Source organism: Streptosporangium sp. OZ121 (assembly GCF_051918885.1).
Taxonomy (GTDB): domain Bacteria; phylum Actinomycetota; class Actinomycetes; order Streptosporangiales; family Streptosporangiaceae; genus Streptosporangium.
The window spans coordinates 94,500-120,540 of record NZ_JBPXMC010000021.1 but is presented as its reverse complement, the minus strand read 5'-3'; the positions used below and the strand labels follow the sequence as shown (position 1 = coordinate 120,540).

Here is a 26,041-nt window from a genome sequence, read left to right as displayed (position 1 = left end):
ATGCCTTTTGGATACCGATGATGAGAGGACGGCGACGATAATGCGGCGTGAGCGGTGGGTGGCCTTGGTCACTCTCGTCCTGCTGCAGATCTTCGTCGTCGCGGCCGGGGCACACCTGCTCACCAGCGATGTGCTGGTGGAAGGTGAGCCCGAGACGATCGTCGCGTCGGCCGAGCCGCCCCCCGTCCCGGTCATCACCGCGGGTCCGGTGCTGGCCGCGGGGGGGAACGGCCCTCTCCCCGCCAAGGGTACTTTGGCGGAGCGGCTGACCGAGGCGTTGGGTGACCCCGCCCTGGGGAGAAGTGTCGGCGCCGCGGTCCTCGACGCGGAGACGGGCGCCCTGCTGTTCGGCAGCGGCGCGGCCACGGGCATCACCCCCGCCTCCACCACCAAGGTCGTCACCGCGGTCGCCTCGATGGCCTCGCTGGGACCCGACACCAGGCTGAGCACCCGCGTGGTGCGGGGCTCCTCTCCCGGCTCGATCATCCTCGTCGGCGGCGGCGATCCCACCCTGGCGAGTCCCAGGACGGCGGGGAGCACGGGAAACACGGTCTATCCCCGGCCCGCCTCGCTCGCCACCCTCGCCTCGCGTACCGCCAGGGCGCTCAAGGAAGCCGGCGTGTCCAAGGTGACGGTGGCCTACGACGACTCCCTCTACACGGGACCGCGTACCGCCGCGACCTGGAAGCCCGGTTACGTCCCCGAGGGCAGCGTCGCCCCCGTCACGGCGCTCATGATCGACGAGGGCAGGGTCTCGCGGGGAAGCGACCAGCGGGTCTCCGACCCCTCCCGCACGGCGCACGCCGCGTTCGTGTCACTGCTGTCGAAGTACGGGGTCACGGTCTCCAAGTCCGCCAGGCGGTCCAAGGCCCCGGCCGGTGCGCAGGAGCTCGCCCGGGTCGACTCCGCTCCGGTCTACGCCCTGGTCGAGCGGGCCCTCACGCTCAGCGACAACGACCTGTCGGAGGCGCTGGCCAGGCACGTGGCGATCAAGGAGGGGGAGCCCGCCTCCTTCGACGGCGGCGCCGCGGCCGTCGGCAAGGTGCTGACCCGGCTCGGCGCGGCGAAGGGCGTGCGGGTGTTCGACGGCAGCGGGCTGTCACCGAAGAACCGCATCGCCCCCGAGGCGCTCGCCCGCCTGGTCGCGGCGGCGGCCTCCCCGGCCAATCCCGGCCTGCACCCGATCATCAGCGGCATGCCGGTCGCCGGCTTCAGCGGCACCCTCGGGCACCGGTTCGACAAGCTCCGCTCCGCCTACGGGCTGATCCGCGCCAAGACGGGCACCCTCGACGGGGTCAACACCCTGGCGGGCATGACCACCACGCGGGGCGGACGCATGGTGACCTTCGCCTTCATGGCGGACAGGGTCCCGCCGGGCTGGGGCAAGGCCGAGGCGGCCCTCGACAGGCTCGCCGCCGCGGTCGCCGCCGGCTGATCACGGGTTCCGGGTGCGCGAGTCGACGGGAGAGCACGTACGGTGGACGGTATGCAGGTGATCGACTGGGATCTTGCCGTAGCGACCGGAACGCGCCTGGTGCGCCCCGGGCCGCAAGTCAGCCGAGAGGAGGCCCGGCAGGCCGTCGCCGATCTACGGCGGCTCTCGCGTGAGGCCGAGGGGCACGTCCGCGAGTTCACCCGAATCGACACCGAGACCGCGCCGCAACCCGCGACCATCGTCGACAGGCCCGGCTGGATCAAGGCCAACGTCGACGGCTTCCGGGTGGTGCTGGAGCCGCTCACCGAGCGGATGGCCGCCCGGGGGAACCAGACGCCGGCGATCGTGAGCGCGGTGGGCTCGCGCGTCACCGGGGTCGAGGTGGGCGCGGTGCTGGCCTTTCTCGCCTCCCGCGTCCTGGGGCAGTACGAGCTGTTCCTGCCGCCCGACCCGACCGGCCAGGCGCCCACGGGACGTCTCACCCTGGTCGCGCCCAACATCGTTCACGCCGAGCAGGAGCTCAACGTCAACCCGCGTGACTTCCGTCTCTGGGTCTGCCTGCACGAGGAGACCCACCGGGTGCAGTTCACCGGCGTGCCCTGGCTGCGCGAGTACGTCAGTACGCAGACGACCGACTTCCTGCTCGCCTCCGACATCGATCTGTCCGCGCTGCTGGAGCGGCTCCGCTCGGCCGCCGGCACGTTCACGGACGTCGTCAGGGGCGGGGAGGGCAACCTGATCGACGCGATCCAGACGCCCGAGCAGAAGGTGATCCTCGATCGGCTCACCGCGGTGATGACCCTGGTCGAGGGGCACGGCGACTACGTCATGGACGCGGTGGGCCCCTCGGTGGTCCCCTCGGTCGCCGACATCCGCGCCAAGTTCCACCACCGCCGCGAGGGCGGTTCCCGGCTCGACCGCACGATCCGCAGGCTGCTCGGCCTCGACCTCAAGATGAAGCAGTACGCCGAGGGATCGGCCTTCGTCCGCACGGTCGTGGGGCAGGTGGGCATCGGCGGCTTCAACAAGATCTGGACCTCGCCGGAGACGCTCCCCACCCAGGCGGAGATCGCCAAGCCGGAGCGCTGGATCGCCAGGGTGATCGGCACCCCGGCCATTCCCGAGGCCAGCGGCACCGTCGGCTGACCGGTCGGCCGGACGGCCCGATCCGATCGGGCCGTCCGGCCGACCGCGCTGACTCCGTTGGCCGCGCTCACCCCGTTGACTCCGCCGACCGCGTTCACTTCGCCGACCGCGCTGACTCCGTTGGCCGCGCTCACCCCGTTGACTCCGCCGACCGCGCTCACTTCGCCGACCGCGCTGACTCCGTTGGCCGCGCTCACCCCGCCGGTCACGCCGGGCCGTGAGCGGGGTGGTCGTGTCGCCGTCCCGTCCGGGGCCTGGACAATGGCGGGCATGGGTCCGCATCCCGCCGTCGCCGACATCCGGCGCGCCGTACGGCTCGCGCTGGGCGACCTGGAGCCGGGCGCTCTGGTGCTGGCCGCGTGCAGCGGCGGCGCCGACTCCCTGGCCCTGGCCGCCGCGCTGGGCTTCACGGCGCCCCGCGCCGGGCTCCGCGCCGGCCTGCTCAGCGTCGACCACGGCCTGCAGGAGGGTTCGGGCGAGCGCGCGGGCGCCGTCGTGCGGCTCGCGCCCGGCCTGGGACTCGACCTCGCCGAGGCGCTGCCCGTCTCCGTCGGCACCTCGGGAGGGCCGGAGGCGGCGGCCAGGCAGGCCAGGTACGCCGCCTTGTCCGAGGCGGCGGAGCGCCTGGGGGCGGCGGCCGTGCTGCTCGGGCACACCAGGGACGACCAGGCGGAGACCGTGCTGCTCGGGCTGGCCAGGGGGAGCGGCACCCGGTCACTGGCCGGGATGCCCGCGCGGGCCGGAATCTACCGGCGGCCGCTGCTGGAGCTCGGCCGGGCGACGACCGCGGCGGCCTGCGCGGCGCTCGGCCTGACCCCGTGGGACGACCCGCACAACCTCGACCCCCGATACACCCGGGTCCGGGTCCGGGAGCGGCTGCTGCCCGCCCTGGAGGACGAGCTCGGCCCCGGCGTCGCCGAGGCGCTCGCCAGGACCGCGTCCCTGTGCCGCGACGACGCCGACGCGCTGGACGCCTGGGCCGGGGAGGTCTACGCCCGCGTCGCCGTACGGGATTGCGCTCTTAGCGATATCAGCACGGTGACGGTGGCCGTACGGGACCTGGAGGAGCTCCCGGCCGCCGTGCGGCGGAGGGTGTTGCGGAGGGCGGCGATCGACGCGGGATCGCCGCCGGGCACGCTGGCGGCCTCGCACGTCCTGCAGGTCGACCGTCTGGTCACGGCGTGGCGGGGGCAGCGGCGCGTAGAGGTGCCCGGGGGGGTGGGCGCGGTTCGGCGGTATGACACCCTGATACTCGCCAGACAGCCAGCCAGCCCCGTTTCGTAAGGAAAATCCCAGGTGGACGCAGCCGATATGGGCCGGGACCTCTCGAAGGTCCTCATTCCCGAGGAAGAGCTCCAAGCCAAGATCAAGGAGCTCGCGAGCCGGATCGACGAGGACTACGCGGGCGAGGACCTGCTGATCGTGGGCGTGCTCAAGGGCGCGGTCATGGTGATGGCGGACCTGGCGAGGGCCCTGCACCTGCCCGTGCAGATGGACTGGATGGCCGTCTCCTCCTACGGGGCGGGCACCAGGTCGTCGGGCGTCGTGCGCGTGCTCAAGGACCTCGACACCGACATCGCCGGACGCCACGTGCTGGTCGTCGAGGACATCATCGACTCCGGCCTGACCCTGTCGTGGCTGGTCCACAACCTGAAGTCGCGCAACCCCGCCTCGGTGGAGATCTGCGCCGCGCTGCGCAAGCCGGACGCGGTCAAGGTGCCGATCGACGTGAAGTACGTCGGTTTCGACATCCCCAACGAGTTCGTGATCGGTTACGGCCTCGACTACGCCGAGCGCTACCGCAACCTTCCCTTCATCGGAACTCTCGCCCCTCACGTATACGGAGCGGGCTGAAAAGTACGCCCTGCGCGAAGCGAGCCATCCACAAACGCGACATTGCCCATAGCGGCGGGGAACACGGACCTACCTGACGTACGTTGGTAGGGCAAAGCCGGTCTGTCCGCGCGGTGACCCCGCGCGCCACGCCGGTGTACCTTCGGACAACCGAAGAGGTGGCCTCCCGCCGTCTCTGGGTAGTCAGTTGGAGCGGTTAGGGATACCGCGAACCCCGGGTTCGCCCGGGGTTGCCAGGCTCTGGTCAGGAAGGGACGGGCCCGCCGGGGTTCCGCATCGGATGGATCTCAAGCGATTTACACGTGGGCCACTGCTGTGGATCCTGGGCATCGTCGTTCTGCTTCTTCTCGTCACCACCATGTGGGGCGGTGAGGGCAACTTCGAGAGACGCGACACCTCCCAGATCATCAGCTGGATCGACGAGGGCAAGGTCTCCAACGCCAAGATCATCGACAAGGACCAGCGCATCGAGGTCACTCTGACCGACAAGAAGCGCTACTACTCCTCGTGGGTGACGGGCCAGGGCGTGCAGCTCGCCGACAGGCTCCAGACGGCCGAGGCCGCCAACAAGCTGCCCGGCGGATACAACGTCGACGTGCCCAAGGAGAACTTCCTTCTCGGGCTCCTGGTGAGCTTCCTGCCGATCGTTCTCATCGTGCTGTTCTTCCTGTTCATCATGAACCAGATGCAGGGCGGCGGCTCCCGGGTGATGAACTTCGGCAAGTCGAAGGCGAAACTCATCACCAAGGACACCCCGAAGACCACCTTCGCCGACGTCGCGGGTGCCGACGAGGCCATCGAGGAGCTCCAGGAGATCAAGGAGTTCCTGCAGGCCCCGGCGAAGTTCCAGGCGATCGGCGCCAAGATCCCCAAGGGCGTCCTGCTCTACGGCCCGCCCGGAACCGGAAAGACCCTGCTCGCCAGGGCCGTCGCCGGTGAGGCCGGGGTGCCGTTCTACTCCATCTCCGGTTCCGACTTCGTGGAGATGTTCGTCGGTGTCGGCGCCTCCCGGGTCCGCGACCTGTTCGAGCAGGCCAAGGCGAACGCTCCGGCGATCATCTTCATCGACGAGATCGACGCGGTGGGCCGCCACCGCGGCGCCGGTCTCGGCGGCGGCCACGACGAGCGCGAGCAGACGCTGAACCAGCTCCTCGTCGAGATGGACGGCTTCGACGTCAAGGGCGGCGTGATCCTGATCGCCGCGACCAACCGGCCCGACATCCTCGACCCGGCGCTGCTGCGTCCCGGCCGTTTCGACCGCCAGGTCACCGTCGACCGCCCCGACCTCGAGGGCCGCAAGGGCATCCTCAAGGTGCACGGCCGCGGCAAGCCCTTCGCCGAGGGCGTCGACCTCGACATCATCGCCCGCCGGACGCCCGGTTTCACCGGTGCCGACCTGGCCAACGTGATCAACGAGGCCGCGCTGCTCACCGCGCGGGCCGACGAGAAGCTGATCACGATGGAGCTGCTCGAGGAGTCCATCGACCGCGTGATGGCCGGCCCCGAGCGCAAGTCCCGCGTCATGTCGGACCAGGAAAAGAAGATCATCGCGTACCACGAGGGCGGGCACGCCCTGGTCGCGCACGCGCTGCCCAACTCCGACCCGGTCCACAAGATCACGATCCTGTCCCGCGGACGCGCCCTCGGTTACACGATGACGCTGCCGATGGAGGACAAGTTCCTCGCGACCCGCTCGGAGATGCTGGACCAGCTCGCGATGCTCCTCGGCGGCCGTACGGCGGAGGAGCTCGTCTTCCACGAGCCCACCACCGGCGCCTCCAACGACATCGAGAAGGCCACCTCCATCGCCCGCCGCATGGTCACCGAGTACGGCATGAGCGAGCAGCTCGGCGCCCGCAAGTTCGGCAGCGGCAACGGTGAGGTCTTCCTCGGCCGCGAGATGGGCCACGAGCGCGACTACTCCGAGAAGATCGCCTCCACGATCGACGAGGAGGTCCGCCGCCTCATCGAGTCCGGCCACGACCAGGCCTGGGAGATCCTCGTCGAATACCGCGACGTGCTCGACAACCTGGTGCTGGAGCTGATGGAGAAGGAGACCCTCTCCCGCGACCAGGTGCTGCAGATCTTCGCCCCGGTCGTCGTCAAGGAGAAGAGGCCCTCCTACTCCGGCTACGGCAAGCGGCTGCCCTCCAACCGTCCGCCGATCCTGTCTCGCAAGGAGCAGTCCGGCAACGGCGCGCTCCCCACGGGCGAGCAGGCGGCCGGCGGCAACGGCGCCCTTCCGGCGGGGACGGGTCACCCCGACGCCTCGCCCAAGGACGTGAACTGAACGTGGGGGGTGCCAAGCCGCTCCAGGTCGACGCGGCCCGGCTGGAGAGCGCGGTCCGGGAGATCCTCATCGCCATCGGTGAGGATCCCGACCGTGACGGGCTCCAGGACACCCCCGCCCGCGTCGCCCGCGCCTACGCGGAGCAGTTCGCCGGGCTGGGGCAGACCCCGGAGGACGTCCTGACCACGGTCTTCGACGTCGACCACGACGAGATGGTGCTCGTCCGCGACATCGAGGTCTACTCGACCTGCGAGCACCACCTCGTGCCGTTCCACGGCGTGGCCCACGTCGGCTACATCCCGAACGCGAAGGGGCAGGTCACCGGCCTGTCCAAGCTCGCCCGCCTCGTCGACGTGTACGCCAGGCGCCCCCAGGTGCAGGAGAGGATGACCTCCCAGATCGCCGACGCGCTCATGAACGTGCTGGAGCCGCGGGGGGTCATCGTCGTGATCGAGTGCGAGCACCTCTGCATGACCATGCGGGGGGTCCGCAAGCCAGGGGCCAAGACGATCACCTCGGCCGTGCGCGGGGACTTCCGCAACAGCGACAAGACCCGCGCCGAGGCGATGGCCCTCATCATCCGCTGATCGCCGTCCCGCGTGCTTTCGAGAGCCCGTACGGACGTGACCCCGCCCGGACCGCCGATCGGCGGTCCGGGCGGGGTTTCCGCGTTGTGGAGGGGCTGGAGGGGGTGTGGCGGGTCCGGCGGCCGGACGGTGGCCGTGCCCGCGGCCGGACCCGTGGCCCGGCCGGCGGCCGGAAAGGGCTGCGGGGCGGGGAAAGTCCCCCAAGCCGACCTTGGTCGGGCTAATATCGCCACACCCGGCAGGGCCGGGCGTCCCGATCGGGTTCTCTCCGACTCTCGGATCGAGACGGCCACGCCCGAGGGTCTCGCGGAGCCGCCGACTCCGAGTGGAGGAGAACGCATGCCAGCCAGACGTCCCGGGCGGGACACCGGCCGAGGACCGTCCGCCCTGTGACGGGTGTGCGGATTCGTTATGGCGCAAGCCGGACCCACGAGACGGGCGTACAGGGCGCAACGCCTAGGCTTGTCGCCATGACTACGTGGAGTGTGCCCGGGCTGCCGGACGCGGGCCGGTGCCTCGTGATGGGCGTGGTCAACGTGACTCCCGACTCCTTCTCCGACGGCGGCAGGTGGTTCGACCCGGCGGTGGCCGTGCGTCACGGCCTGGAGCTGGTCGAGCAGGGCGCCGACATCGTCGACGTCGGCGGCGAGTCCACCAGGCCCGGCGCCGCGCGGGTGCCTCTGGAGGAGGAACTGGCCAGGGTCGAGCCGGTCATCCGGGAGCTGAGCCGCGAGGGCGTCACCGTCAGCGTCGACACCATGCGGGCCGAGGTCGCCCAGATGGCCGTGCGGGCCGGGGCGAAACTGGTCAACGACGTCAGCGGAGGGCTGGCCGACCCGGAGATGCCGAGGGTCGTGGCCGCCTCGGGCGTGCCGTACGTGGTGATGCACTGGCGGGGGCACAGCCACGCCATGGACCGCAGGGCCGTGTACGGCGACGTGGTGACCGAGGTGCGCGAGGAGCTCGCCAAGCGGGTCGCCTCGGTGCTGGCCGAGGGGGTGGCGGAGGAGCAGATCGTGCTCGACCCGGGGCTGGGCTTCTCCAAGAACCCCGAACACAACTGGGCGCTGATCGCGGGCATCGACAGGCTCGGAGAGCTGGGTTACCCGCTGCTCGTCGGGGCCTCGCGGAAACGCTTCCTGGGTCGCCTCCTGGCCGACCCGGAGGGCGTGCCGCGCCCTTTCAGTCGTAGTGACGATGCCACGCTCGCCGTGACCGCGCTCGCCGCGCAGGCGGGGGCCTGGTGTGTGCGCGTGCACGACGTCCGTCCGAACGCGGACGCCGTCCGTGTGGCTGCCGCAGTTCAGGGAGCGAGATCATGAGCGTCGACACCACCGCCGTCGAGACGGTCAACCAGGCGTTCTACACCGCCATCGAGGACGCCGACCTCGACCGGATGACCGAGATCTGGGCCGAGGACATCGAGGGCGAGCAGGTGAGCTGCGTCCACCCCGGCTGGCCGATCGTGAACGGCCGGCAGGAGGTGCTGCGCTCGTGGGCGCTCATCATGGCCAACACGCCCTACATCCAGTTCGTGCTGACCGACGTCCGCGTCATGGTCCTGGGCGACGTCGCCATCCTCACCTGTGAGGAGAACATCCTCACCGCGGGCGACGAAGGTGATTCCAGCTTCGCGGCGGGCAAGGTGGTCGCGAGCAACACCTTCGTGCGGACGTCGGCGGGGTGGCGGCTCTGGCTGCACCACGGCTCACCCGTGCTGCAGGGGGACGACGAGGACGAGGAAGAGGAAGCCGCGTGAGCGAGCGCACCGGTGAACGGTCCGGCGGGAGTGGCGGTCACCCGGTGGCCGGGGGGCGGCCCCTGCGGATCGACGACGGCGTCAACGACCTGATCGGAGATCCGGCCGACGAGCCGGCCGGCGGTCCGATCGGCGGCCGTCCGCTGGATCCGCTGGAGAACCTGGCCCTGGGCTCGTCCGGGGCCGTGGCGTACGGCCTGCCCTCCGGCGGGTCCGGCAGGACGGCCGGCGACCGGATCAGCCTCAGGGGACTGCGGGTGCGCGGGCGGCACGGCGTGCTGGCGGCGGAGCGGGAACTCGGCCAGGAGTTCGTCGTCGACGTCACCCTGTTCCTCGACACGGCGCCGGCGGCGGCCGGTGACGACCTCACCAGGACCGTCCACTACGGCGAGCTCGCCGAGGACCTGGCGCGGGTCGTGGGAGGCGAGCCGGTCGACCTGATCGAGACCCTCGCCCAGCGCCTGGCCGACGTCTGCCTGGCCCGCGAGCTCGTCCAGGCGGCGGAGGTGAGCGTGCACAAGCCCGCCGCGCCGATCCCGCTGCCGTTCGACGACGTGATCGTGACGATCACCCGGGGCCGGGCATGAGGGTGGTCCTGGCGCTCGGCAGCAATCTGGGCGACCGGTTCGGCACCCTGCGGGGGGCGCTCGACGCCCTGTTCGAGAAGCCGGAGCTCACGTTCGTCGCGGTCTCGCCGGTCTACGAGACCGACCCGGTCGGCGGTCCGGAACAGGGCGCCTATCTCAACGCGGTGGTGATCGCCGAGAGCGCGCTGGAACCTCGGGCGCTCCTCGATCGTGCTCAAGGTGTGGAGAACGCCTTCGGCAGGGTCCGGGTGGAGCGCTGGGGAGCGCGCACCCTGGACGTCGACCTGATCACCGTGGGGGACGTCGTCATGGACGACCCCGACCTCACCCTGCCGCACCCCAGGGCGCACGAGCGCGCGTTCGTGCTGGTCCCCTGGGTGCGGGCCGACCCCGGCGCCGTCCTGTCCGGGCGCCGGGTGGCCGACCTGCTGGCCGGTCTCGACCAGGGCTACGTACGGCCGTGCCCCGAGCTGACCCTCCAGAGGCCCGTGTGAAGCCCACCCGCCCCGGTGTCCTCATCGGGATCTTCCTCGTGTTCGCGATCCTCACCTGGGCGCTCCTCAGACCGCTCTACTCGGATCTGCCGACCGTGCCGTGGACGGCGATCCCGACGGTGCTGCTGCTGGCGATCGGCGAGTTCTACAGCGGGTGGATGACGAAGGCCAGGATCGAGCGCAAGCCCGACACCAAGCCCGTCGAGCCCCTGGCCGTGGCCCGCCTGGCCGCCCTGGCCAAGGCCTCCGCGTACGGCGGGGCGATCTTCGGCGGGATCTTCGCCGGGTTCACCCTCTACACGGTGGAGCTGCTGGAGCAGGAGGTCCCCCGCCGCGACTTCTTCATCACCGGTGGGTCGATGCTGGTGTGCGTGCTGCTGATCTGCTCGGCCCTGTACCTGGAGCACTGCTGCAAGGTGCCCAAGGACTCCGCGGACGACGATCGCTGAGGCGCCGGCCCCGGCGTAGGTCCCGCCCCGGCCGTCCGCCGCCCGGGCGCGACGCCGGCCTCCGTTCCCGCGGGGCCACGCTAGCGTCGTCTCGCCGTCCACTTGCGTCCGAAGAGCATGATGACCGGGAGCGTGCAGACCAGAGCCCCGGCGACGGCCAGGGGGCGCTCCAGCCACCAGAACAGGTCCGGCCGCACCCCGATGCCGGGCCCGCCGCCCGCCAGCCACCAGGTCAGCGCCACCCAGATCGCCATGCCGGTCGTGTGGAACAGGAACAGCGGGAGCGCGAAGCGGTTGACCGTCTCGTTCACGCGCTGCCACCTGGGACGTTCGAGCAGGCGTTCCATGGACGGCCTCAGCACCTCCACCAGGCCGATCTGGAAGATCAGGAGCGCCACGATGACGAAGGTGGGCGGCGCCATGTTGGAGAGCTTGTCGCCGGGAACGCCCACCATCGAACCCGGGTAGATGCCCGAGTAGACCAGGCCGAAGAGGGCGAACAACCCGGTCCACAGGATGGCGACGTCGAAGCGGCGGGGAAGCGCCACCACCCTGTCGTAGAAGAAACCCGCCTGGTGGGCCAGTCCCCAGACAATGATCATGTTGAGCCAGCCCGCGGCCTCGTACCCGTAGCGCAGCCGTAGCACGTCGACGACGAGCGCCGCCCCCGCCAGCCAGATCAGGGCCAGCACGTCGTAGTGCCGGTGCAGCCAGAGCGAGATCGGGAGCAGGGCGATCAGCACGAGGTAGACGCCGATGAACCAGAGCGGGCTGATGACGAGCAGGACCACGCGGTCCATCCACTCGATCCCGAACGCCCACGCCACGAGCGCGCCGAACACGATCCAGGTCCCGGCCAGCGCCAGCGCGGGGATCGCGAGGCTCCGGATGCGCCGCGACACGAAGGTGCCGATGCCCACCCCGCGCTCGCAGGCCCGGTTCCACGACAGCAGGTGGACGTATCCACCCACGTAGAAGAAGAGCGGCAGCACCTGCAGCAGCCACGTCAGGATCCACAGCCCCGAGGTGAAGCCCAGCGGGCTCGTCGGGGAGGGGCCGTCGGGGCCCCACTGCAGGATCGTGAACGCCCAGTGCCAGACGACCACGACGATCAGGCTGAACGCGCGCAGCCAGTCGATGTACCGGTCCCGCCGTGGCCCGCCCTCGACCGGAGGGACCTCGGGCGGTACGGGCCCCGAGGTCGAGGTGGTCGTGGTGGTCGCGGCGGCGGGAGTCCCGGCGGTTCCGGTCGCGGCGGGCCCGGAGGCTCCCGGAACGGGAGCGGCGGGGGGTGCGGGGGACGCCGGGGGTGTGGGGAGCGCCGAGGGGGCGGGGGGAGTCGCCCTCTCCTGATCCTCACCGGGTTCGGTCATGCGGTTCCAACCGTGCCTTACTCGTCACTCGTCACTCGTCACTCGTCACTCGTCACTCGTCACTTGTCGATGTCGCCGACGACGAAGAACATCGAGCCCAGGATGGCCACCATGTCCGCGACCAGGTGGCCGGGGAGCATCTCGCGCAGCACCTGGACGTTGTTGAAGGAGGCCGAGCGGAGCTTCATCCGCCACGGCGTCTTCTCGCCGCGCGAGACCAGGTAGTAGCCGTTCAGGCCGAGCGGGCTCTCCGTCCAGGCGTAGGTGTGGCCCTCGGGAACCTTCAGCACCTTGGGCAGGCGCTGGTTGACCGGCCCCGGGGGCAGGTCGAGAAGCCGTTCCACGCAGGCGTCGGCCAGGTCGAGGGAGACCTTCACCTGTTCCAGCAGCACCTCGAAGCGGGCGTGGCAGTCTCCCGCCGACCGGGTGACGACCTTCACCGGCAGCTCGCCGTAGGCGAGGTACGGCTCGTCCCTGCGCAGGTCGACGTCGACGCCGGAGGCGCGGGCGATGGGGCCGCTCACGCCGTACTGCATGATCGTCTCGCGGTCGAGGACGCCGACCCCGCGCGTGCGGGCGAGGAAGATCTCGTTCCCGACGATCAGGTTCTCGATGTCGGGCAGCCGTCGCCGCACGTCGGCCACGGCCTGGGCGACCCGGCCCGTCCACCCCTCGGGGATCTCCTCCTTCAGGCCGCCGACCCGGTTGAACATGTAGTGCATGCGCCCGCCGGAGATCTCCTCCATCACGGCCTGGAGGGTCTCGCGCTCCCGGAACGCGTAGAAGACCGGGGTGATCGCGCCGAGTTCCAGCGGGTAGGAGCCGAGGAACATCAGGTGGCTGAGCACCCGGTTGAGCTCGGCCATCAGCGTGCGCGTCCAGACCGCCCTGACCGGCACCTCCATGCCGAGCATCCGTTCCACCGCGAGCACGACGCCCAGCTCGTTGGCGAACGCCGACAGCCAGTCGTGCCGGTTGGCCAGCACGATGATCTGCCGGTAGTCGCGCACCTCGAAGAGCTTCTCCGCGCCCCGGTGCATGTAGCCCACGATCGGCTCGGCCGAGCTGATCCGTTCCCCGTCCAGGGTGAGCCGCAGCCGCAGCACGCCGTGCGTGGACGGGTGCTGCGGGCCGATGTTGAGGATCATGTCCTCGGTCGCGAGCTCCTTGCCGTGCGCCCCCCGCACGGCCTCGGCCCCCGCCCCCATTCCCACGCTCAGCTCGCGGGGCGCGCCTTCAGTCATAGGGCCATGCTGTCACGTCAGCCGCGCGAGGCAAGATCCCGCAGGGCGTCGATCAACCGGTCGACGTGCTCGGAGGTGGTACCGATGCCGATGGAGGCGCGGACGGCGGAGGCGGTGACGTCGTCGCAGCCGCCGTCCTTGGCGCCCAGCAGGTGCCGTACGAAGGGGTGGGCGCAGAACTTGCCGTCGCGGACGCCGATGCCGTAGTCGCCGGACAGGACCTCGGCGACCTCGCGGGCGGTGAAGCCGTCCACCACGAAGGAGACGATGCCGACGCGCGGGTGGTCCGGGCCCCACAGGGACAGCTCGTGCACGCCGGGGACGGAGGCGAGACCCGCGCGCAGGCGCTCGAGGAGGTGCTCCTCCTCGCGGACCAGCGGGGTCCAGCCGGTGGCGGTCAGGGCGTCGCAGGCCGCGGCGAGCGCGACGGCGCCCAGCACGTTCGGGGTTCCCGCCTCGTGCCGGGCCTCGGGGTCGTCGTGCCACTCGGTGCCGTCGTCGTTCACGGCCTTCACCGCGCCGCCGCCCCGCAGGTACGGCTCGGCCTCGGCCAGCCAGTCGGAACGGCCGATCAGCGCGCCGGTGCCGAACGGCGCGTAGAGCTTGTGGCCGGAGAAGACCACGTAGTCCAGGTCGAGCGCCGTCAGGTTGAGGCGGCGGTGCGGGACGAGCTGCGCGGCGTCGACGAGGACGCGGGCCCCGTGGCGGTGGGCGATGTGGGCCAGCGCGGCGATCGGCCAGAGCTCCCCGGTGACGTTGGAGGCGGCGGTCACGACCAGCAGCTTGGGGCCGTCGATCGAGGCGAGGGCGTCGTCGGCGGCGCGGACGGCCTCGCCGGGGAAGGCGGGGGCCGCCAGCCGCACGACCCGCTCCCAGGGCAGCAGCGAGGCGTGGTGCTCGGTGTCGAAGACCACGGCGGTGGTGCCCTCGGGCAGGCTGCGGGCCAGCAGGTTGGTCGCGTCCGTGGTGTTGCGGGTGAAGATCACCGAGTCGTCGGGACGGGCGCCGACGAAGGCGCGCACCGTGTGCCTGGCCTGCTCGTAGCGGGCCGTGGTCAGCTGGGACGCGTACCCGGCGCCGCGGTGGACGCTGGAGTAGGCCGGGAGCGCGGCGGCGACGGCGGCGCTGACCGGCTCCAGACAGGGGGCGCTCGCGGCGTAGTCGAGGTTGGCGTAGCGGACGAGCCTGCCGCCCCTGACCGGGACCTCCAGGTCCGAGCCGAGCACGGCCGGGATCGGGCGGTCACCGGACGCGTAGGTCTCGGGGACGGTCACCGGAGCGGCGGCGGTGGCCGGGACGACGGGGGCGGGGCTCGCGGGGGTGAAGATCGTCAGGGTGGACATGCCAGGGCTCCTTCGAGGTCATCGGACCCCAACCCATGACACAGGTGCCTGGAGCCCGCGCTTGCCCGGCACACCTCGTGCCGGACCAGGTCCTCACCCGGGGCACCCCGCCGCGGACGCGAGGGTTGCCGGCCAGCGAGCCGGGGCTTGTCACTGGCACTCATGACCTACGGGGGAACTATAACCGACACCTCGCGGTGCCCCGCAAGTCCGAAACGTGATCAACCCGATATCGGAGCCGGAGCGGGCGTCCTCGGGAACGCCCGGCGGATTTGACAGCGAAGCGTGATGAGGGGGAAGGAACTCCCGGCGTTCCCCGGTCGTCCAGGCAGTCAGTCGAAGAAGCACTCGGGCAGCTGGGCCGGCGGTGCGTTCGGGCGCCGGCCGACGAAGGAGGAAGCAATGGACTGGGTGACCAGCCCGGAGATATGGATAGGGTTCTTCACCCTTGTCGCCCTGGAGATCGTCCTGGGAATCGACAACATCATCTTCATCTCGATCCTGGTGGGCAAGCTCCCGCCCGAGCAGCGCGACAAGGCCCGCAAGCTCGGCCTCGCCGTCGCCCTGCTCAGCCGCCTCCTGCTGCTGCTGGCGTTGTCGTGGGTGGTGAGGCTCACCGAACCGATGTTCGAGGTCTTCGGGCAGGGGATATCGGGGCGCGATCTGATCCTGATACTCGGCGGCCTGTTCCTGCTGGGCAAGAGCGTCCACGAGATGCACGGCAGCCTGGAGGGAGAGGCCCACCACTCCGAGGGCAAGGTCGCCTCCTCCTTCACCTCGGTGATCATCCAGATCATGATCCTCGACGTCGTCTTCTCGCTCGACTCGGTGATCACCGCGGTCGGCATGGTCGACGAGCTGGGCGTCATGGTCGCGGCCGTCATCGTCTCGGTCATCGTGATGCTGGTCGCCTCCGGGCCGATCAGCCGCTTCGTGGACCGGCACCCGAGCATCAAGATGCTCGCCCTGTCCTTCCTGGTGCTGGTCGGCGTCGTGCTCATCGCCGAGGGGTTCGAGCAGCACATCTCGAAGGGCTACATCTACTTCGCGATGGCGTTCTCGCTGCTGGTGGAGCTGCTGAACATCCGGATGCGCGGCAAGGCGGGGCGGAAGCCGGTCGAGCTGCGTTCCCGCTACGAGGCCGACGGCGAGGCCGGCCCGGAGACGCCGGAGGGCACGGAGGCCCCGGTGGGCGCGGAGACCCCGGCGGGCCGGGCGGACGAGCCGGTCGAGAGGGGGAAGCCGGACGAGCAGACCTGATCCTGGACCGGGGATTACGATGCTTACGTGCGCTTTGATCCCTGGAATCCGGAATTCGTCGCCCACCCCTATGACGTCTACGACGAGCTGAGGCGGGAGCGGCCGGTCAGCTTCTTCGAACCGACCGGCCAGTGGCTGGTGGCCAGGCACGCCGACGTCAACGCGCTGCTGCGAGACCGCAGGCTCGGCCGCTCCTACCTGCACGTGGCCTCGCACCAGGAGTTCGGCAGGCCGGACGACCCAGAGTTCCAGGACCCGTTCTGGCGGGTGATCAGGGCGGGAATGCTCGATGTCGAGCCGCCGGTGCACACCAGGCTCCGGCGGCTGGTGTCGAAGGCGTTCACCCCCCGCATGGTCGAGGCGCTCCGCCCCAAGGTCGCCCGGATGGCAGGGGAACTGGTGGACGACTTCGTCGAGCGCGGCGGCGGAGACCTGATCGCCGAGGTCGCCGAGCCGCTCCCGGTCACCGTGATCGCCGAGATGCTGGGCGTCCCCGAGGCCGACCGGCACCTGCTGCGGCCCTGGTCGGCCGACATCTGCGGCATGTACGAGCTCCAGCCGTCGGTCGAGGCCCAGCACACGGCCGTACGGGCGGCCGAGGAGTTCTCCGCCTATCTCGTCGAGCTGGCCCGCGCCCGCAGGGCCGACCCCGGCGACGACCTGATCAGCGCGCTCGCCCTGGTGGCCGACGAGGGTGACAGGCTCACCGAGGAGGAGCTGGTCGGCACCTGCGTGCTGCTGCTCAACGCCGGGCACGAGGCCACCGTCAACGTCACCGGCAACGGCTGGTGGTCGTTGTTCCGCAACCCGGCCGAGCTGGACCGGCTCCGCGCCGACCACACCCTGCTGCCCACGGCGGTCGAGGAGCTGATGCGCTGGGACACCCCGCTGCAGATGTTCGAGCGCTGGGTGCTGGAGGACATCTCGGTGGGCGGGGTCGACATCCCGCGCGGCACCGAGGTGGCGCTGCTGTTCGGCTCGGCCAACCGCGATCCCGAGGTCTTCGCCGACCCCGCCCGCCTGGACGTGGGCCGGGCCGACAACCCGCACATCTCCTTCGGCGCAGGGATCCACTTCTGCCTCGGGGCACCGCTGGCCAGGGTCGAGCTGATCGAGTCCTTCGGCGCCCTGCTGCGCAAGGCCCCGAAGATGGAACTCGCCGCCGAGCCCGTCTGGGGACCGGGCTACGTCATCCGCGGTCTCACCTCCCTGGACGTGCGGGTCTGAACCGGCCTCGGACCTGGAGGCGCGGGTCTGAACCGGCCTCGGACGAAGCAGCCGGAGCGGGCGACGCGGACGGGCCACGGGTGTGCCCGGCCCGTGCCGTCCGTGGACGAGGGCACGGCGGCCGGGCGGCGCCCCGCCGGCTCCGCCGCCCGCACCGTGGCCCCGCGGGAACGACGTCGGTCCGGCGGGTCAGTGACGGCTCTGCGACAGCCAGCCGAACCCGCCGAGGCCGCCCGCGGCGATGAGCTCCGCCTCCTCCGAGGCCCTCGCGAGGGCCTGCAGGTAGCCGCGCGGGTCGTTCCTGGCCTGCTCGACCGGCGGGCGGCCTCCGGTGATCCCGAGGGCGCGCAACGCCTCGCGCTGCGTGGTCAGCGCCGTCGTGACGGCTCCGGCGCTCTCGCCGGAGGCCGCGCAGGCGTCGAGCGCCACGTGGGCGGTGATGTCGCACGAGCCGTCGGGCACGGGCGCGACCATCGCCCCGTCCCGGTAGCCGGCCAGCGTGCCGTACGGCGGCCGGTCGTCCAGGGCGTGGGAGTAGTCGATCGCGATCGCCCTGCCGCGCGCCAGCCGTACGATCACCGACGCCCAGGCCCTGTCGCGCGGCCTGCCGATCTCGGCCCGTTCCCCGACGGCCCGCATCGGCCACCATCGGTCCAGCCAGGCGAGATCCGCCTCCGAGGGCCTGCCGCCGAGGCGTTCCTCACCGTCGGTGACGTTGACCATGACCAGCCGGGGCCCGTCGGCCGTCTGCTCCGCGATGTCGACCGGCACGTTGTCGAGCCACTCGTTGGCGATCACCAGCCCGTGGATCCCGTCCGGCGCGGCCCTCGACCAGACGATCTCCTCGGGCAGCGCCGCCGGCCGGGGCGCCAGGTCGACCGCGGTCACCCGCAGTCTCGACCGGAGCGCGGGCGGCGCCGCGGCGAGCACACCCGCCGCCAGCTCGCCCTCACCGGCGCCGATGTCGACCAGGTCGAGCACGTCGGGGCCGCCGAGCGCCTCGTCGATCGCGGCCAGCTCGCGCAGCACGGCCTCGGCGAAGACGGGGGAGGCGCCGACCGATGTCCGGAAATGGCTGGAGGGGCGCTCCCGGAGATAGAAGCCGCTTTCGCCGTAGAGCGCATGCTCCATCGCGGCACGCCAGGTGAGCCACACGCTCTCAGACGCTACCCGCCGGGGCGGGGGAACGAGATCGACTCGCGCTGACGCTTCGAGTGAATGCATGACTACATTCTGTCACCGGTTCGCGCGATCGTTGTCGACGCCGCGTCGGCGCGCCGCGGGCTGGATCGCCGCGTGAGCCGGGCCTGCGGGCTCTCCGGCGGGCCCGGTACGCTCCCGGTTCGCCCGGCCGGGAGCCCTCGGGGAGAGCCTCGCCTCCGCTACCGACCGCTACGAACCCGCGTCTTGCCACGGTTGCGACGGCATGGCCCGTTACGCTGGTCAATCGGGCACGGAGCCCCACATGGTCGAAGGACGGGACGTCATGGACGCAGTCGATCGCCCGGCACGGCTGGCCGTCGGAGTGGTTGGAGCGGGCAGGGTCGGTTCGGCGCTCGGCGCCGCGCTCGTCAGGGCGGGGCACCGGGTGGTCGCGGCGAGCGGTGTCTCCGACGCCTCGAGGGAGCGGGCGGTCGAGCGGCTCGGGCTCGTTCCCACCCGGCCGGAGGACGTGGTGGCCGGCGCGGACCTCGTCCTGCTGACGGTCCCCGACGACGTGCTGCCCGGCCTGGTCTCCGGCCTGGTCGAGACCGGCACCGATCTGCGCGGCAAGCTGGTGGCCCACACCAGCGGCGCGTACGGCCTGGCCGTGCTGAACCCGGCGATCAAGGCGGGGGCGCTGCCGCTGGCGCTGCATCCCGTGATGACCTTCACCGGCCGCGACGACGACCTGCGCCGCCTCACCGGGATCTCGTACGGGGTGACCGCTCCCGACCCGCTCCGCCCGGTGGCCGAGGCCCTCGTCATCGAGATGGAGGGCGAGCCGGTCTGGATCGCCGACGAGGACCGGCCGCTCTACCACGCGGCCCTGGCCCAGGCGGCCAACCACATGGTGACGCTCATCGCGGAGTCCTCGGAGCTGCTGGAGAAGATCGGCGTGGAGCAGCCGGGCCGGATGCTCGGCCCGCTGCTCGGCGCGGCCCTGGAGAACGTGCTGAGGCTCGGCATCGCCGGGCTCACCGGCCCGGTGGTGCGCGGCGACGCCGGAACCGTCCGCAGGCACGTGGACGCGCTGATCCTCGCCGCCCCCGAGGCGGCGGACGCCTACGTGGCGCTCGCCAGGCTCACCGCCGACCGGGCACTGGCGGCCGGGCTGCTCAAGCCCGAGGCCGCCGAGCGACTCCTGGACGCCCTGGGCGGCAACATATGGACCTGAGGGGCACGAAGGCGTACGAGATCGCCCTGGGAGGCGCCGTACGGCCCTGAGGGGCCCGGGGCGTACCTGGATCGGCCTGGGGGAGGCGAGTGCGCCCTGAGGGACCCGGGTGCGTACGAAATCGGCCTGGGCGACGCGCGGCCCCGAGGGCTCCCGTGCCGACCCGGTGCCCGCCCCGGTGACCCGATCGGGTTAGCTGATCCGGTGAGCCGAATCCGCCCGGCGAAGGGAACCGGCGGATTCCGACGACCGTCATTCCTCTCCGGCCCGGGAGCCGGAGCACCCCCGGGAGGTTCCAGTGATCGTGGCGGACGACCGCGCAGGGCTGCTCAAGGCCCGCGAGGCACTGGGGATCGGCGCGGGCGCCTCCCCCGGCTCCGGCGGGGGGAGCGCGCTGGCGCTCGTGCCGACCATGGGCGCGCTGCACGAGGGGCACCGCTCGCTCATCCGGCTGGCCCGTGAGAGGGCCGCGCACGTGGCGGTGAGCATCTTCGTGAACCCGCTCCAGTTCGGGCCCACCGAGGACTTCTCCCGCTATCCCCGTACGTTCGACGCCGACCTCGAGGTCTGCGAGGCCGAGGGGGTGAGCGTGGTGTTCGCCCCCTCGGCCGAGGACATGTACCTGCCGGACAGGCAGGTCGGGGTCTCCGCGGGCGGGATGGGCGCGGTCGTCGAGGGGGAGTTCAGGCCCGGTCACCTCGACGGCGTGCTGACCGTGGTGCTGAAGCTGTTCAACCTGGTCCAGCCGGACGTGGCGGTGTTCGGGCAGAAGGACGCCCAGCAGCTCGCGGTGATCCGCAGGATGGTCGCCGACCTGAACCTGCCGGTCTCGATCGTCGGCGGGCCCACGGTCCGCGAGCCGGACGGCCTGGCGCTGTCCAGCCGCAACCGCTACCTGTCACCGGACGACCGGGTGACGGCCCTGGCCCTGTCGCGCGCCCTGACGGCGGGGGCCGGGCGGCGCGCGCCCGCGGAGATCCGCCGGGCCGCGCTCGCCGTCCTGGAGGCCGAGCCTTCGCTGGCGCTCGACTACCTGGTCCTGGTCGACCCCGCGACCTTCGCGGAGGTCGGCGACGGCCACGCGGGTGAGGCGATCCTCGCGGTGGCCGCCAGGGTGGGGTCCACCAGGCTGATCGACAACGTCACGCTCGACATCCGCTGACCCCCGGCCGCCCGCCGGCAGGAGCCGGTGGCCGGTGGCCGGTGGCCAGCGGGCGGCGGGCGGTGGCCGACGAGTGGCCGGCGGCGGCCGATGACCGGTGAGCGGCCGGTGGCGGGCGGTAACCGGTGAGCGGCCGGTGGCGAGCCGCCGTGTGCGTCCCCGAGCTGCGGTGATTTCAAGGTTCGGGCGAAATGTCCCACCCCGGGGAACAGCCGCCGCGAAGCTCGCGTTATCGTCACACTGACGAAATCAACGGCCTCTAATGAACCCCGCGAGGAGGCGGCTATGAGCATCCCGGCCATTCCCCAGAGGTTGACCGCCCCGCCTCCGGGCTGGACGGTCCGGGCGGACGTGGTCGTGGTGGGCTCCGGCGTCGCCGGCCTCACCCTGGCGCTGCGGTACGTCGCCCTCGACCCCGGGGCGAAGGTCCTGGTCGTCACCAAGGACGTCCTCTCGTCCGGCTCGACCCGCTGGGCACAGGGCGGCATCGCCGCCGTGCTCGACCCGCGGGACACCCCTGAGGAACACCTGTCGGACACGCTCGTCGCAGGAGTCGGACTCTGCGACGAGGAGGCCGTCCGGACCCTGGTGACCGAGGGGCCCGGCGCGCTGCGCGGCCTGATCGCGGTGGGCGCCCGGTTCGACACCGACGCCTCGGGGGCGCTCCAGCTCACCAGGGAGGGCGGCCACCGGCGCGACCGCATCGTGCACGCGGGCGGCGACGCCACCGGGGCCGAGGTGCAGCGGGCACTCGTCCAGGCCGTCGCGGAGTCGGGGATCGAGGTGATCGAGCACGCGCTCGTCCTCGACCTCCTCAAGGACGCCGAGGGCCGTACCGCGGGAGTGACCCTGCACGTCATGGGCGAGGGCGAGCGCGACGGGGTGGGCGCGGTCACGGCGGGGGCCGTGGTGCTGGCCACCGGCGGCATGGGACAGGTCTACGCCGCCACCACCAACCCCGTCGTCTCCACCGGCGACGGGGTGGCGCTCGCGCTGCGCGCGGGCGCCGTCGTCAGGGACCTGGAGTTCGTCCAGTTCCACCCGACCGTCCTCTGGCTCGGCGAGCACTCCACCGGCCAGCAGCCGCTGATCTCCGAGGCGGTCAGGGGCGAGGGAGCCGTACTGGTCGACGCGGACGGCACCCGGTTCATGGAGGGCGTCCACGAGCTCGCCGACCTCGCCCCCCGCGACGTCGTGGCCAAGGCGATCATGCGGCGGATGCGCGCCACCGGCGCCGACCACGTCTATCTCGACGCCCGCCACTTCGGCGAGGAGAAGTGGCGCACCCGCTTCCCGACGATCCACGCGGTCTGCCTGGAGCACGGCATCGACCCGGTCACCCAGCTCGTCCCCGTCGCGCCCGCCGCCCACTACGCCAGCGGCGGCGTCCGCGCCGACCTGCGCGGCCGTACCAGCGTGCCCGGCCTGTACGCGTGCGGCGAGGTCGCGTGCACCGGCGTGCACGGCGCCAACCGGCTGGCCTCCAACTCCCTGCTCGAAGGCCTGGTCTTCGCCGGGCGCATCGCCGCCGACATCCACGCGGTACGGGCCGCCCGCGGCAAGAGCGCGACGCGGCCGGTCGCGGGCGAGCCGGCCCCCGACGACCGGCCCACCGGCCTGATCGACCCCAGGGCCCGGACCAGGATCCAGGGGCACATGAGCCGGGGGGCGAGCGTGCTGCGCGGCGAGGAGTCCCTGGGCGAGGTCGCCAGGGCCCTGCTGAACCTCAGGTGGACCCCGGTGGCGGTGGAGCCGTGCACCGAGTCCTGGGAGACCACCAACCTGCTGACGGTCGCCTCCGCGCTCGTGGCGGCCGCCCGCGAACGCCGGGAGACCCGGGGCTCGCACTGGCGTGAGGACTTTCCCGAGCGCGACGACGACTGGTGGCTGGGCCACCTCGACACCACCCTGACAGCGGAGGGACCCGCCATGACATACGTACCGCACGGGCGGCGCGCGACCGCCCTGCCGCCCCAGGTGGAGAACGACCTGGTCGAGGCGGGCCTGGACCCGGCGGCGGTGACCGCGATCCTGGAGGCCGCCGCGGCCGAGGACCTGCAGGAGGCGGGCGACGTCACCAGCCTCGCCACCATCCCCGCCGACCAGACCGCCACCGCCGACGTGGTGGCCCGCGAGGACGGCGTGGTCGCGGGGCTGGTCGTGGCCGAGGGCGCGTTCGCCCACCTCGGCCAGGGCCGGCTGGTGACCGAGCGCAAGGTCAAGGACGGCGAGCGTGTCGCCAGGGGCGACGTGCTGATGACCGTCACCGGTCCCACCCGGGACCTGCTGACCGCCGAGCGCACCGCGCTCAACCTGCTCACCCACCTGTCCGGCATCGCGACCCTCACCGGCCGCTGGGTCCTGGCCGTCGAGGGGACCGGGGCCCGGATCAGGGACAGCCGCAAGACGCTGCCCGGACTGCGCGCCCTGGAGAAGTACGCCGTCCGGTGCGGCGGCGGAACCAATCACCGGATGTCGCTTTCGGACGCCGCGCTGATCAAGGACAATCACGTGGTGGCCTCGGGCGGGGTCGCCGAGGCGTTCCGTGCGGTCCGCGACGCCTACCCCGGCCTGCCGATCGAGGTCGAGGTCGACCGGATCGACCAGATCGAGCCGGTGCTGGCCGAGGGAGCGGAGGAGATCCTGTTGGACAATTTCACCGTCGAGGAGCTGGCGCGGGCCGTACGGCTGGTCGCCGGCAGGGCACGGCTGGAGTCCAGCGGGGGACTGACCCTCCAGGTCGCTCGTGACGTGGCCGAAACAGGTGTTGACTACCTTGCCGTGGGCGCGCTCACGCACTCGGCGCCGGCGCTGGACATCGCCTTGGACCTTCGGGGGAATTGATGCTGCTTGCCATCGACGTCGGCAACACTCACACCGTTCTCGGGCTCTTCGAGGGCGAGGACGTCATCGAGCACTGGCGGATCGCCACGGACGCCCGGCGCACGGCGGACGAGATCGCCGTCGTGCTCCAGGGGCTGCTCGGGCAGTCGCCGCTGCTCAAGGGCGCCGACGTCAACGGCATCGTGATCTGCTCCACCGTCCCCTCGGTGCTCAACGAGATGCGCGAGATGTGCCGCCGCTACTACGGCGACGTGAACGCGGTGATCGTCGAGCCCGGCGTCCGCACCGGGGTGCCGGTCCGGATGGACAACCCGAAGGAGGTCGGCAGCGACCGCATCGTCAACGCGCTGGCGGCCATCCAGCTGTACGGCGGGCCGTGCGTCATCGTCGACTTCGGGACCGCCACCTCCTTCGACGCCGTCTCCGCCAAGGGGGAGTACGTCGGCGCGGTGACCGCCCCCGGGATCGAGATCTCGGTGGACGCGCTCGCCGCGGCCGGGGCGCAGCTGCACAAGGTGGAGCTGATCCGCCCCCGCTCGGTGATCGCGAAGAACACCGTCGAGGCGCTCCAGGCCGGCATCATCTACGGCTTCGCCGGTCAGGTCGACGGTATCGTCGAGCGGATGGCGGCCGAGCTCGCCGTCGACCCCGACGACGTCACCGTGGTCGCCACCGGCAGCGCGGCGCCGCTCGTGGTCAGCGAGGCGCGCTCGATCGACATGCACGAACCCTGGCTCACGCTGATCGGCCTGCGGCTGATCTACCACCGCAACGCCCCCTGAGGGCGCCGCGGCACGGAGGAGGCGTCCCTCCCCCGTGCCGCGCGACCGGTTCCCGCGCCGCGCGACGGGCTTCCGCGCCGCAGGACGGGCTTCCGCGCCGCACGACCGGCGAACTCACGAGGTTCGCCACATCGGTACCCTTTGGAACTGTGACCGATGACGTGACGAATCCCGCCGAGGATCTGCCCGAGCAGATGCGCGTGCGCCGGGAGAAGCTCGACCGCCTCCGTTCCGAGAACGTCGACCCCTACCCGGTGAACTTCCCGCGCACCGCGACCAACGCCGAGATCCGCCAGAAATACGCTGATCTCTCCGCTGACACCGCGACGGGCGACAAAGTGGGCGTCACCGGCCGGGTGATGCTGTCCAGGACCGGCGGCAAGCTCTGCTTCGCCACCCTCCGCGACGGCTCAGGCGACCTCCAGGTCATGGTCTCCCTGGACAGGGTGGGCGAGGAGTCCCTGGCCGCGTGGAAGCGCGACGTCGACCTCGGCGACCACGTGGGCATCGAGGGCGAGGTCATCACCTCCCGCAGGGGCGAGCTGTCCATCCTCGCCGACCGCTGGGCGATCACGTCGAAGTGCCTGCGCCCGCTGCCGGAGAAGCACGCCGGGCTCACCGACCCCGAGGCGCGGGTCCGCCAGCGCTACGTCGACCTCATCGTCAACGACGAGGCCAGGAAGATGGCCCGCACCCGCAGCGCCGTGGTCCGGGCCGTCCGCGACTTCTGGCACGAGGAGGGCTACCTGGAGGTCGAGACGCCGATGCTCCAGCCGATCCACGGCGGGGCCACGGCCAGGCCCTTCAAGACCCACATCAACGCGTACGACATGGAGCTCTACCTCCGCATCGCGATCGAGCTCTACCTCAAGCGGCTGGTGGTCGGCGGCCTGGAGAAGGTCTTCGAGATCAACCGCAACTTCCGCAACGAGGGCGCGGACTCCACCCACAACCCCGAGTTCACGATGCTGGAGGCGTACGGCACGTATCTCGACTACAACGACATCGCCGACCTGACCCAGCGGATGATCCAGAGGGCCGTGCTGGCCGCCCTCGGCCACTCCGTGGTCGTCCACCAGGGCCAGGAGATCGACCTCGGTCTGGCGAAGTGGCCGCGGATCACCCTGTACGGGTCGGTCTCCGAGGCGCTGGGCGAGGAGGTCACCACCGAGACGCCCCTGGAGCGCGTCCGCAAGCTCGCGGACGCGCGGGAGATCCACTGGGACGCCAAGTGGGGTCAGGGCAAGCTCGTCCAGGAGATCTTCGAGGCCCTCGTCGAGCACACGCTCGTCCAGCCCACGTTCGTCATGGACTACCCGCTGGAGACCTCCCCGCTGGCCCGCACCCACCGGGACGACCCGCTCCTCACCGAGAAGTGGGACCTGATCGGCTTCGGCACCGAGCTGGGCACCGGCTACTCGGAGCTGGTCGACCCGGTCGAGCAGCGCCGCCGCCTCACCGAGCAGTCCCTGCTCGCCGCGGGCGGCGACGTCGAGGCCATGCAGCTTGACGAGGACTTCCTCACGGCCCTGGAATATGCGATGCCGCCCACCGGCGGCATGGGGCTCGGCATCGACCGCCTCGTCATGGCCTTCACCGGCAAGAACATCCGCGAGACCATCCTGTTCCCGCTGGTCAAGCCGACCGGCTGAACCCGGCGGGCGGCGGGTGAGGACGTTCTCCCCGTACGGTGCACCGGGCCGGGCGGCGCGGCCCGGTGCCACCGCCACGAGGGGCGGCGTCGCCTCCTGACGACGGCGAGCGGCGGCGGAGGATTCCCGGGCGGCGACGGCGGGTTCCCGGCCGTGCGCGGCGGGTTCCCGGCCGT

The 26,041-nt window shown here is 71.7% G+C and carries 22 protein-coding genes and 1 riboswitch; of the genes, 18 read left to right on the top strand and 4 right to left on the bottom strand.

Annotation, left to right across the window (positions count from 1 at the left end; translation table 11 throughout):
* Positions 1-58 precede the first annotated feature (58 nt).
* The 11 genes from dacB (at position 59) to ACTOQ1_RS30230 (ending at position 10,601) form a co-directional block, all read left to right on the top strand.
* Complete coding sequence (gene dacB, locus ACTOQ1_RS30280; RefSeq protein ID WP_440071362.1) at positions 59-1,435, top strand: D-alanyl-D-alanine carboxypeptidase/D-alanyl-D-alanine endopeptidase; 1,377 nt, start codon at positions 59-61, stop codon at positions 1,433-1,435.
* Positions 1,436-1,486: 51 nt separating this feature from the next.
* Entirely contained in the window at positions 1,487-2,581 is a 1,095-nt protein-coding gene (locus ACTOQ1_RS30275; RefSeq protein ID WP_440071361.1) for a zinc-dependent metalloprotease, read from the top strand.
* Positions 2,582-2,851: 270 nt separating this feature from the next.
* Complete coding sequence (tilS, locus tag ACTOQ1_RS30270) at positions 2,852-3,865, top strand: tRNA lysidine(34) synthetase TilS (protein ID WP_440071360.1); 1,014 nt, start codon at positions 2,852-2,854, stop codon at positions 3,863-3,865.
* Positions 3,866-3,877: 12 nt separating this feature from the next.
* Entirely contained in the window at positions 3,878-4,435 is a 558-nt protein-coding gene (gene hpt, locus ACTOQ1_RS30265; protein WP_440071359.1) for a hypoxanthine phosphoribosyltransferase, read from the top strand.
* A 280-nt stretch (positions 4,436-4,715) separates the two neighbouring features.
* Positions 4,716-6,725 carry an ATP-dependent zinc metalloprotease FtsH gene (gene ftsH / locus ACTOQ1_RS30260; protein ID WP_440071358.1) on the top strand — a complete coding sequence of 670 codons (2,010 nt, stop codon included), beginning with the start codon at positions 4,716-4,718 and terminating at the stop codon, positions 6,723-6,725.
* Positions 6,722-7,312: a GTP cyclohydrolase I FolE gene (gene folE / locus ACTOQ1_RS30255; RefSeq protein WP_440071410.1), complete on the top strand. Its 591-nt coding sequence runs from the start codon at positions 6,722-6,724 to the stop codon at positions 7,310-7,312. Before ftsH ends, folE begins: the two co-directional genes overlap by 4 nt.
* 470 nt (positions 7,313-7,782) lie before the next feature.
* Positions 7,783-8,634: a dihydropteroate synthase gene (gene folP / locus ACTOQ1_RS30250; RefSeq protein WP_440071357.1), complete on the top strand. Its 852-nt coding sequence runs from the start codon at positions 7,783-7,785 to the stop codon at positions 8,632-8,634.
* Positions 8,631-9,071, top strand: coding sequence for a nuclear transport factor 2 family protein (locus ACTOQ1_RS30245; RefSeq protein WP_350972537.1), 441 nt, complete (start codon positions 8,631-8,633; stop codon positions 9,069-9,071). The genes folP and ACTOQ1_RS30245 overlap by 4 nt, the downstream gene beginning before the upstream one ends.
* A 197-nt stretch (positions 9,072-9,268) precedes the next feature.
* Positions 9,269-9,658 (top strand): dihydroneopterin aldolase, encoded by a 390-nt coding sequence (folB, locus tag ACTOQ1_RS30240; RefSeq protein WP_440071409.1) that lies wholly within the window; start codon positions 9,269-9,271, stop codon positions 9,656-9,658.
* Positions 9,655-10,152: a 2-amino-4-hydroxy-6-hydroxymethyldihydropteridine diphosphokinase gene (folK, locus tag ACTOQ1_RS30235; protein WP_440071356.1), complete on the top strand. Its 498-nt coding sequence runs from the start codon at positions 9,655-9,657 to the stop codon at positions 10,150-10,152. Before folB ends, folK begins: the two co-directional genes overlap by 4 nt.
* The gene (locus tag ACTOQ1_RS30230; protein ID WP_440071355.1) at positions 10,149-10,601 is read left to right on the top strand and encodes a DUF3180 domain-containing protein; all 453 of its coding nucleotides are present in this window, start codon (positions 10,149-10,151) and stop codon (positions 10,599-10,601) included. Before folK ends, ACTOQ1_RS30230 begins: the two co-directional genes overlap by 4 nt.
* 80 nt (positions 10,602-10,681) lie before the next feature.
* On the opposite strand, the gene ACTOQ1_RS30225 is transcribed toward ACTOQ1_RS30230, so the two are convergent.
* The 3 genes from ACTOQ1_RS30225 to ACTOQ1_RS30215 are packed head-to-tail and all read right to left on the bottom strand — an operon-like array spanning position 10,682 to position 14,561.
* Positions 10,682-11,974: an acyltransferase family protein gene (locus tag ACTOQ1_RS30225; RefSeq protein WP_440071354.1), complete on the bottom strand. Its 1,293-nt coding sequence runs from the start codon at positions 11,972-11,974 to the stop codon at positions 10,682-10,684.
* 59 nt (positions 11,975-12,033) lie between these two features.
* Positions 12,034-13,218 carry an NADH-quinone oxidoreductase subunit D gene (locus ACTOQ1_RS30220; protein ID WP_440071353.1) on the bottom strand — a complete coding sequence of 395 codons (1,185 nt, stop codon included), beginning with the start codon at positions 13,216-13,218 and terminating at the stop codon, positions 12,034-12,036.
* A gap of 17 nt (positions 13,219-13,235) precedes the next feature.
* The gene (locus ACTOQ1_RS30215) at positions 13,236-14,561 is read right to left on the bottom strand and encodes an aminotransferase class V-fold PLP-dependent enzyme (RefSeq protein ID WP_440071352.1); all 1,326 of its coding nucleotides are present in this window, start codon (positions 14,559-14,561) and stop codon (positions 13,236-13,238) included.
* A gap of 52 nt (positions 14,562-14,613) precedes the next feature.
* Positions 14,614-14,729, bottom strand: a riboswitch (SAM riboswitch).
* Between the two features lie 234 nt (positions 14,730-14,963).
* Here ACTOQ1_RS30215 and ACTOQ1_RS30210 point away from each other — a divergent pair.
* Together ACTOQ1_RS30210 and ACTOQ1_RS30205 are read left to right on the top strand one after the other, a co-directional pair.
* Complete coding sequence (locus ACTOQ1_RS30210; protein ID WP_440071351.1) at positions 14,964-15,821, top strand: TerC family protein; 858 nt, start codon at positions 14,964-14,966, stop codon at positions 15,819-15,821.
* 27 nt (positions 15,822-15,848) lie between these two features.
* On the top strand, positions 15,849-17,048 hold the full coding sequence (locus ACTOQ1_RS30205; protein ID WP_440071350.1) for a cytochrome P450: 1,200 nt from the start codon (positions 15,849-15,851) through the stop codon (positions 17,046-17,048).
* A gap of 189 nt (positions 17,049-17,237) precedes the next feature.
* Here the strand turns inward: ACTOQ1_RS30205 and ACTOQ1_RS30200 are convergent, their stop codons facing one another.
* The gene (locus tag ACTOQ1_RS30200) at positions 17,238-18,203 is read right to left on the bottom strand and encodes an SAM-dependent methyltransferase (RefSeq protein ID WP_440071349.1); all 966 of its coding nucleotides are present in this window, start codon (positions 18,201-18,203) and stop codon (positions 17,238-17,240) included.
* Positions 18,204-18,534: 331 nt separating this feature from the next.
* On the opposite strand from ACTOQ1_RS30200, the gene ACTOQ1_RS30195 reads away from it, so the two are divergent.
* From ACTOQ1_RS30195 to lysX, 5 genes are all read left to right on the top strand, one after another.
* Positions 18,535-19,425 carry a Rossmann-like and DUF2520 domain-containing protein gene (locus ACTOQ1_RS30195; RefSeq protein ID WP_362695283.1) on the top strand — a complete coding sequence of 297 codons (891 nt, stop codon included), beginning with the start codon at positions 18,535-18,537 and terminating at the stop codon, positions 19,423-19,425.
* Between the two features lie 346 nt (positions 19,426-19,771).
* Positions 19,772-20,587, top strand: a complete 816-nt coding sequence (gene panC, locus ACTOQ1_RS30190) for a pantoate--beta-alanine ligase (RefSeq protein WP_440071408.1) — start codon at positions 19,772-19,774, stop codon at positions 20,585-20,587.
* Positions 20,588-20,872: 285 nt separating this feature from the next.
* Positions 20,873-23,431: an L-aspartate oxidase gene (locus tag ACTOQ1_RS30185; protein ID WP_440071348.1), complete on the top strand. Its 2,559-nt coding sequence runs from the start codon at positions 20,873-20,875 to the stop codon at positions 23,429-23,431.
* On the top strand, positions 23,431-24,213 hold the full coding sequence (locus ACTOQ1_RS30180) for a type III pantothenate kinase (RefSeq protein ID WP_350972521.1): 783 nt from the start codon (positions 23,431-23,433) through the stop codon (positions 24,211-24,213). The genes ACTOQ1_RS30185 and ACTOQ1_RS30180 overlap by 1 nt, the downstream gene beginning before the upstream one ends.
* A 194-nt stretch (positions 24,214-24,407) precedes the next feature.
* The gene (gene lysX / locus ACTOQ1_RS30175) at positions 24,408-25,865 is read left to right on the top strand and encodes a bifunctional lysylphosphatidylglycerol synthetase/lysine--tRNA ligase LysX (RefSeq protein ID WP_440071407.1); all 1,458 of its coding nucleotides are present in this window, start codon (positions 24,408-24,410) and stop codon (positions 25,863-25,865) included.
* The last annotated feature ends 176 nt before the right edge of the window (positions 25,866-26,041 follow it).

Bases quoted from the DNA above. Each gene is read 5' to 3' on its own strand.
- ACTOQ1_RS30275 (WP_440071361.1), top strand. From the start codon at position 1,487: ATGCAGGTGATCGACTGGGATCTTGCCGTAGCGACCGGAACGCGCCTG.
- tilS (WP_440071360.1), top strand. From the start codon at position 2,852: ATGGGTCCGCATCCCGCCGTCGCCGACATCCGGCGCGCCGTACGGCTC.
- ftsH (WP_440071358.1), top strand. From the start codon at position 4,716: ATGGATCTCAAGCGATTTACACGTGGGCCACTGCTGTGGATCCTGGGC.
- folP (WP_440071357.1), top strand. From the start codon at position 7,783: ATGACTACGTGGAGTGTGCCCGGGCTGCCGGACGCGGGCCGGTGCCTC.
- ACTOQ1_RS30245 (WP_350972537.1), top strand. From the start codon at position 8,631: ATGAGCGTCGACACCACCGCCGTCGAGACGGTCAACCAGGCGTTCTAC.
- folK (WP_440071356.1), top strand. From the start codon at position 9,655: ATGAGGGTGGTCCTGGCGCTCGGCAGCAATCTGGGCGACCGGTTCGGC.
- ACTOQ1_RS30225 (WP_440071354.1), bottom strand. From the start codon at position 11,974: ATGACCGAACCCGGTGAGGATCAGGAGAGGGCGACTCCCCCCGCCCCC.
- ACTOQ1_RS30220 (WP_440071353.1), bottom strand. From the start codon at position 13,218: ATGACTGAAGGCGCGCCCCGCGAGCTGAGCGTGGGAATGGGGGCGGGG.
- ACTOQ1_RS30215 (WP_440071352.1), bottom strand. From the start codon at position 14,561: ATGTCCACCCTGACGATCTTCACCCCCGCGAGCCCCGCCCCCGTCGTC.
- ACTOQ1_RS30210 (WP_440071351.1), top strand. From the start codon at position 14,964: ATGGACTGGGTGACCAGCCCGGAGATATGGATAGGGTTCTTCACCCTT.
- ACTOQ1_RS30195 (WP_362695283.1), top strand. From the start codon at position 18,535: ATGGACGCAGTCGATCGCCCGGCACGGCTGGCCGTCGGAGTGGTTGGA.
- ACTOQ1_RS30185 (WP_440071348.1), top strand. From the start codon at position 20,873: ATGAGCATCCCGGCCATTCCCCAGAGGTTGACCGCCCCGCCTCCGGGC.
- ACTOQ1_RS30180 (WP_350972521.1), top strand. From the start codon at position 23,431: ATGCTGCTTGCCATCGACGTCGGCAACACTCACACCGTTCTCGGGCTC.
- lysX (WP_440071407.1), top strand. From the start codon at position 24,408: ATGCGCGTGCGCCGGGAGAAGCTCGACCGCCTCCGTTCCGAGAACGTC.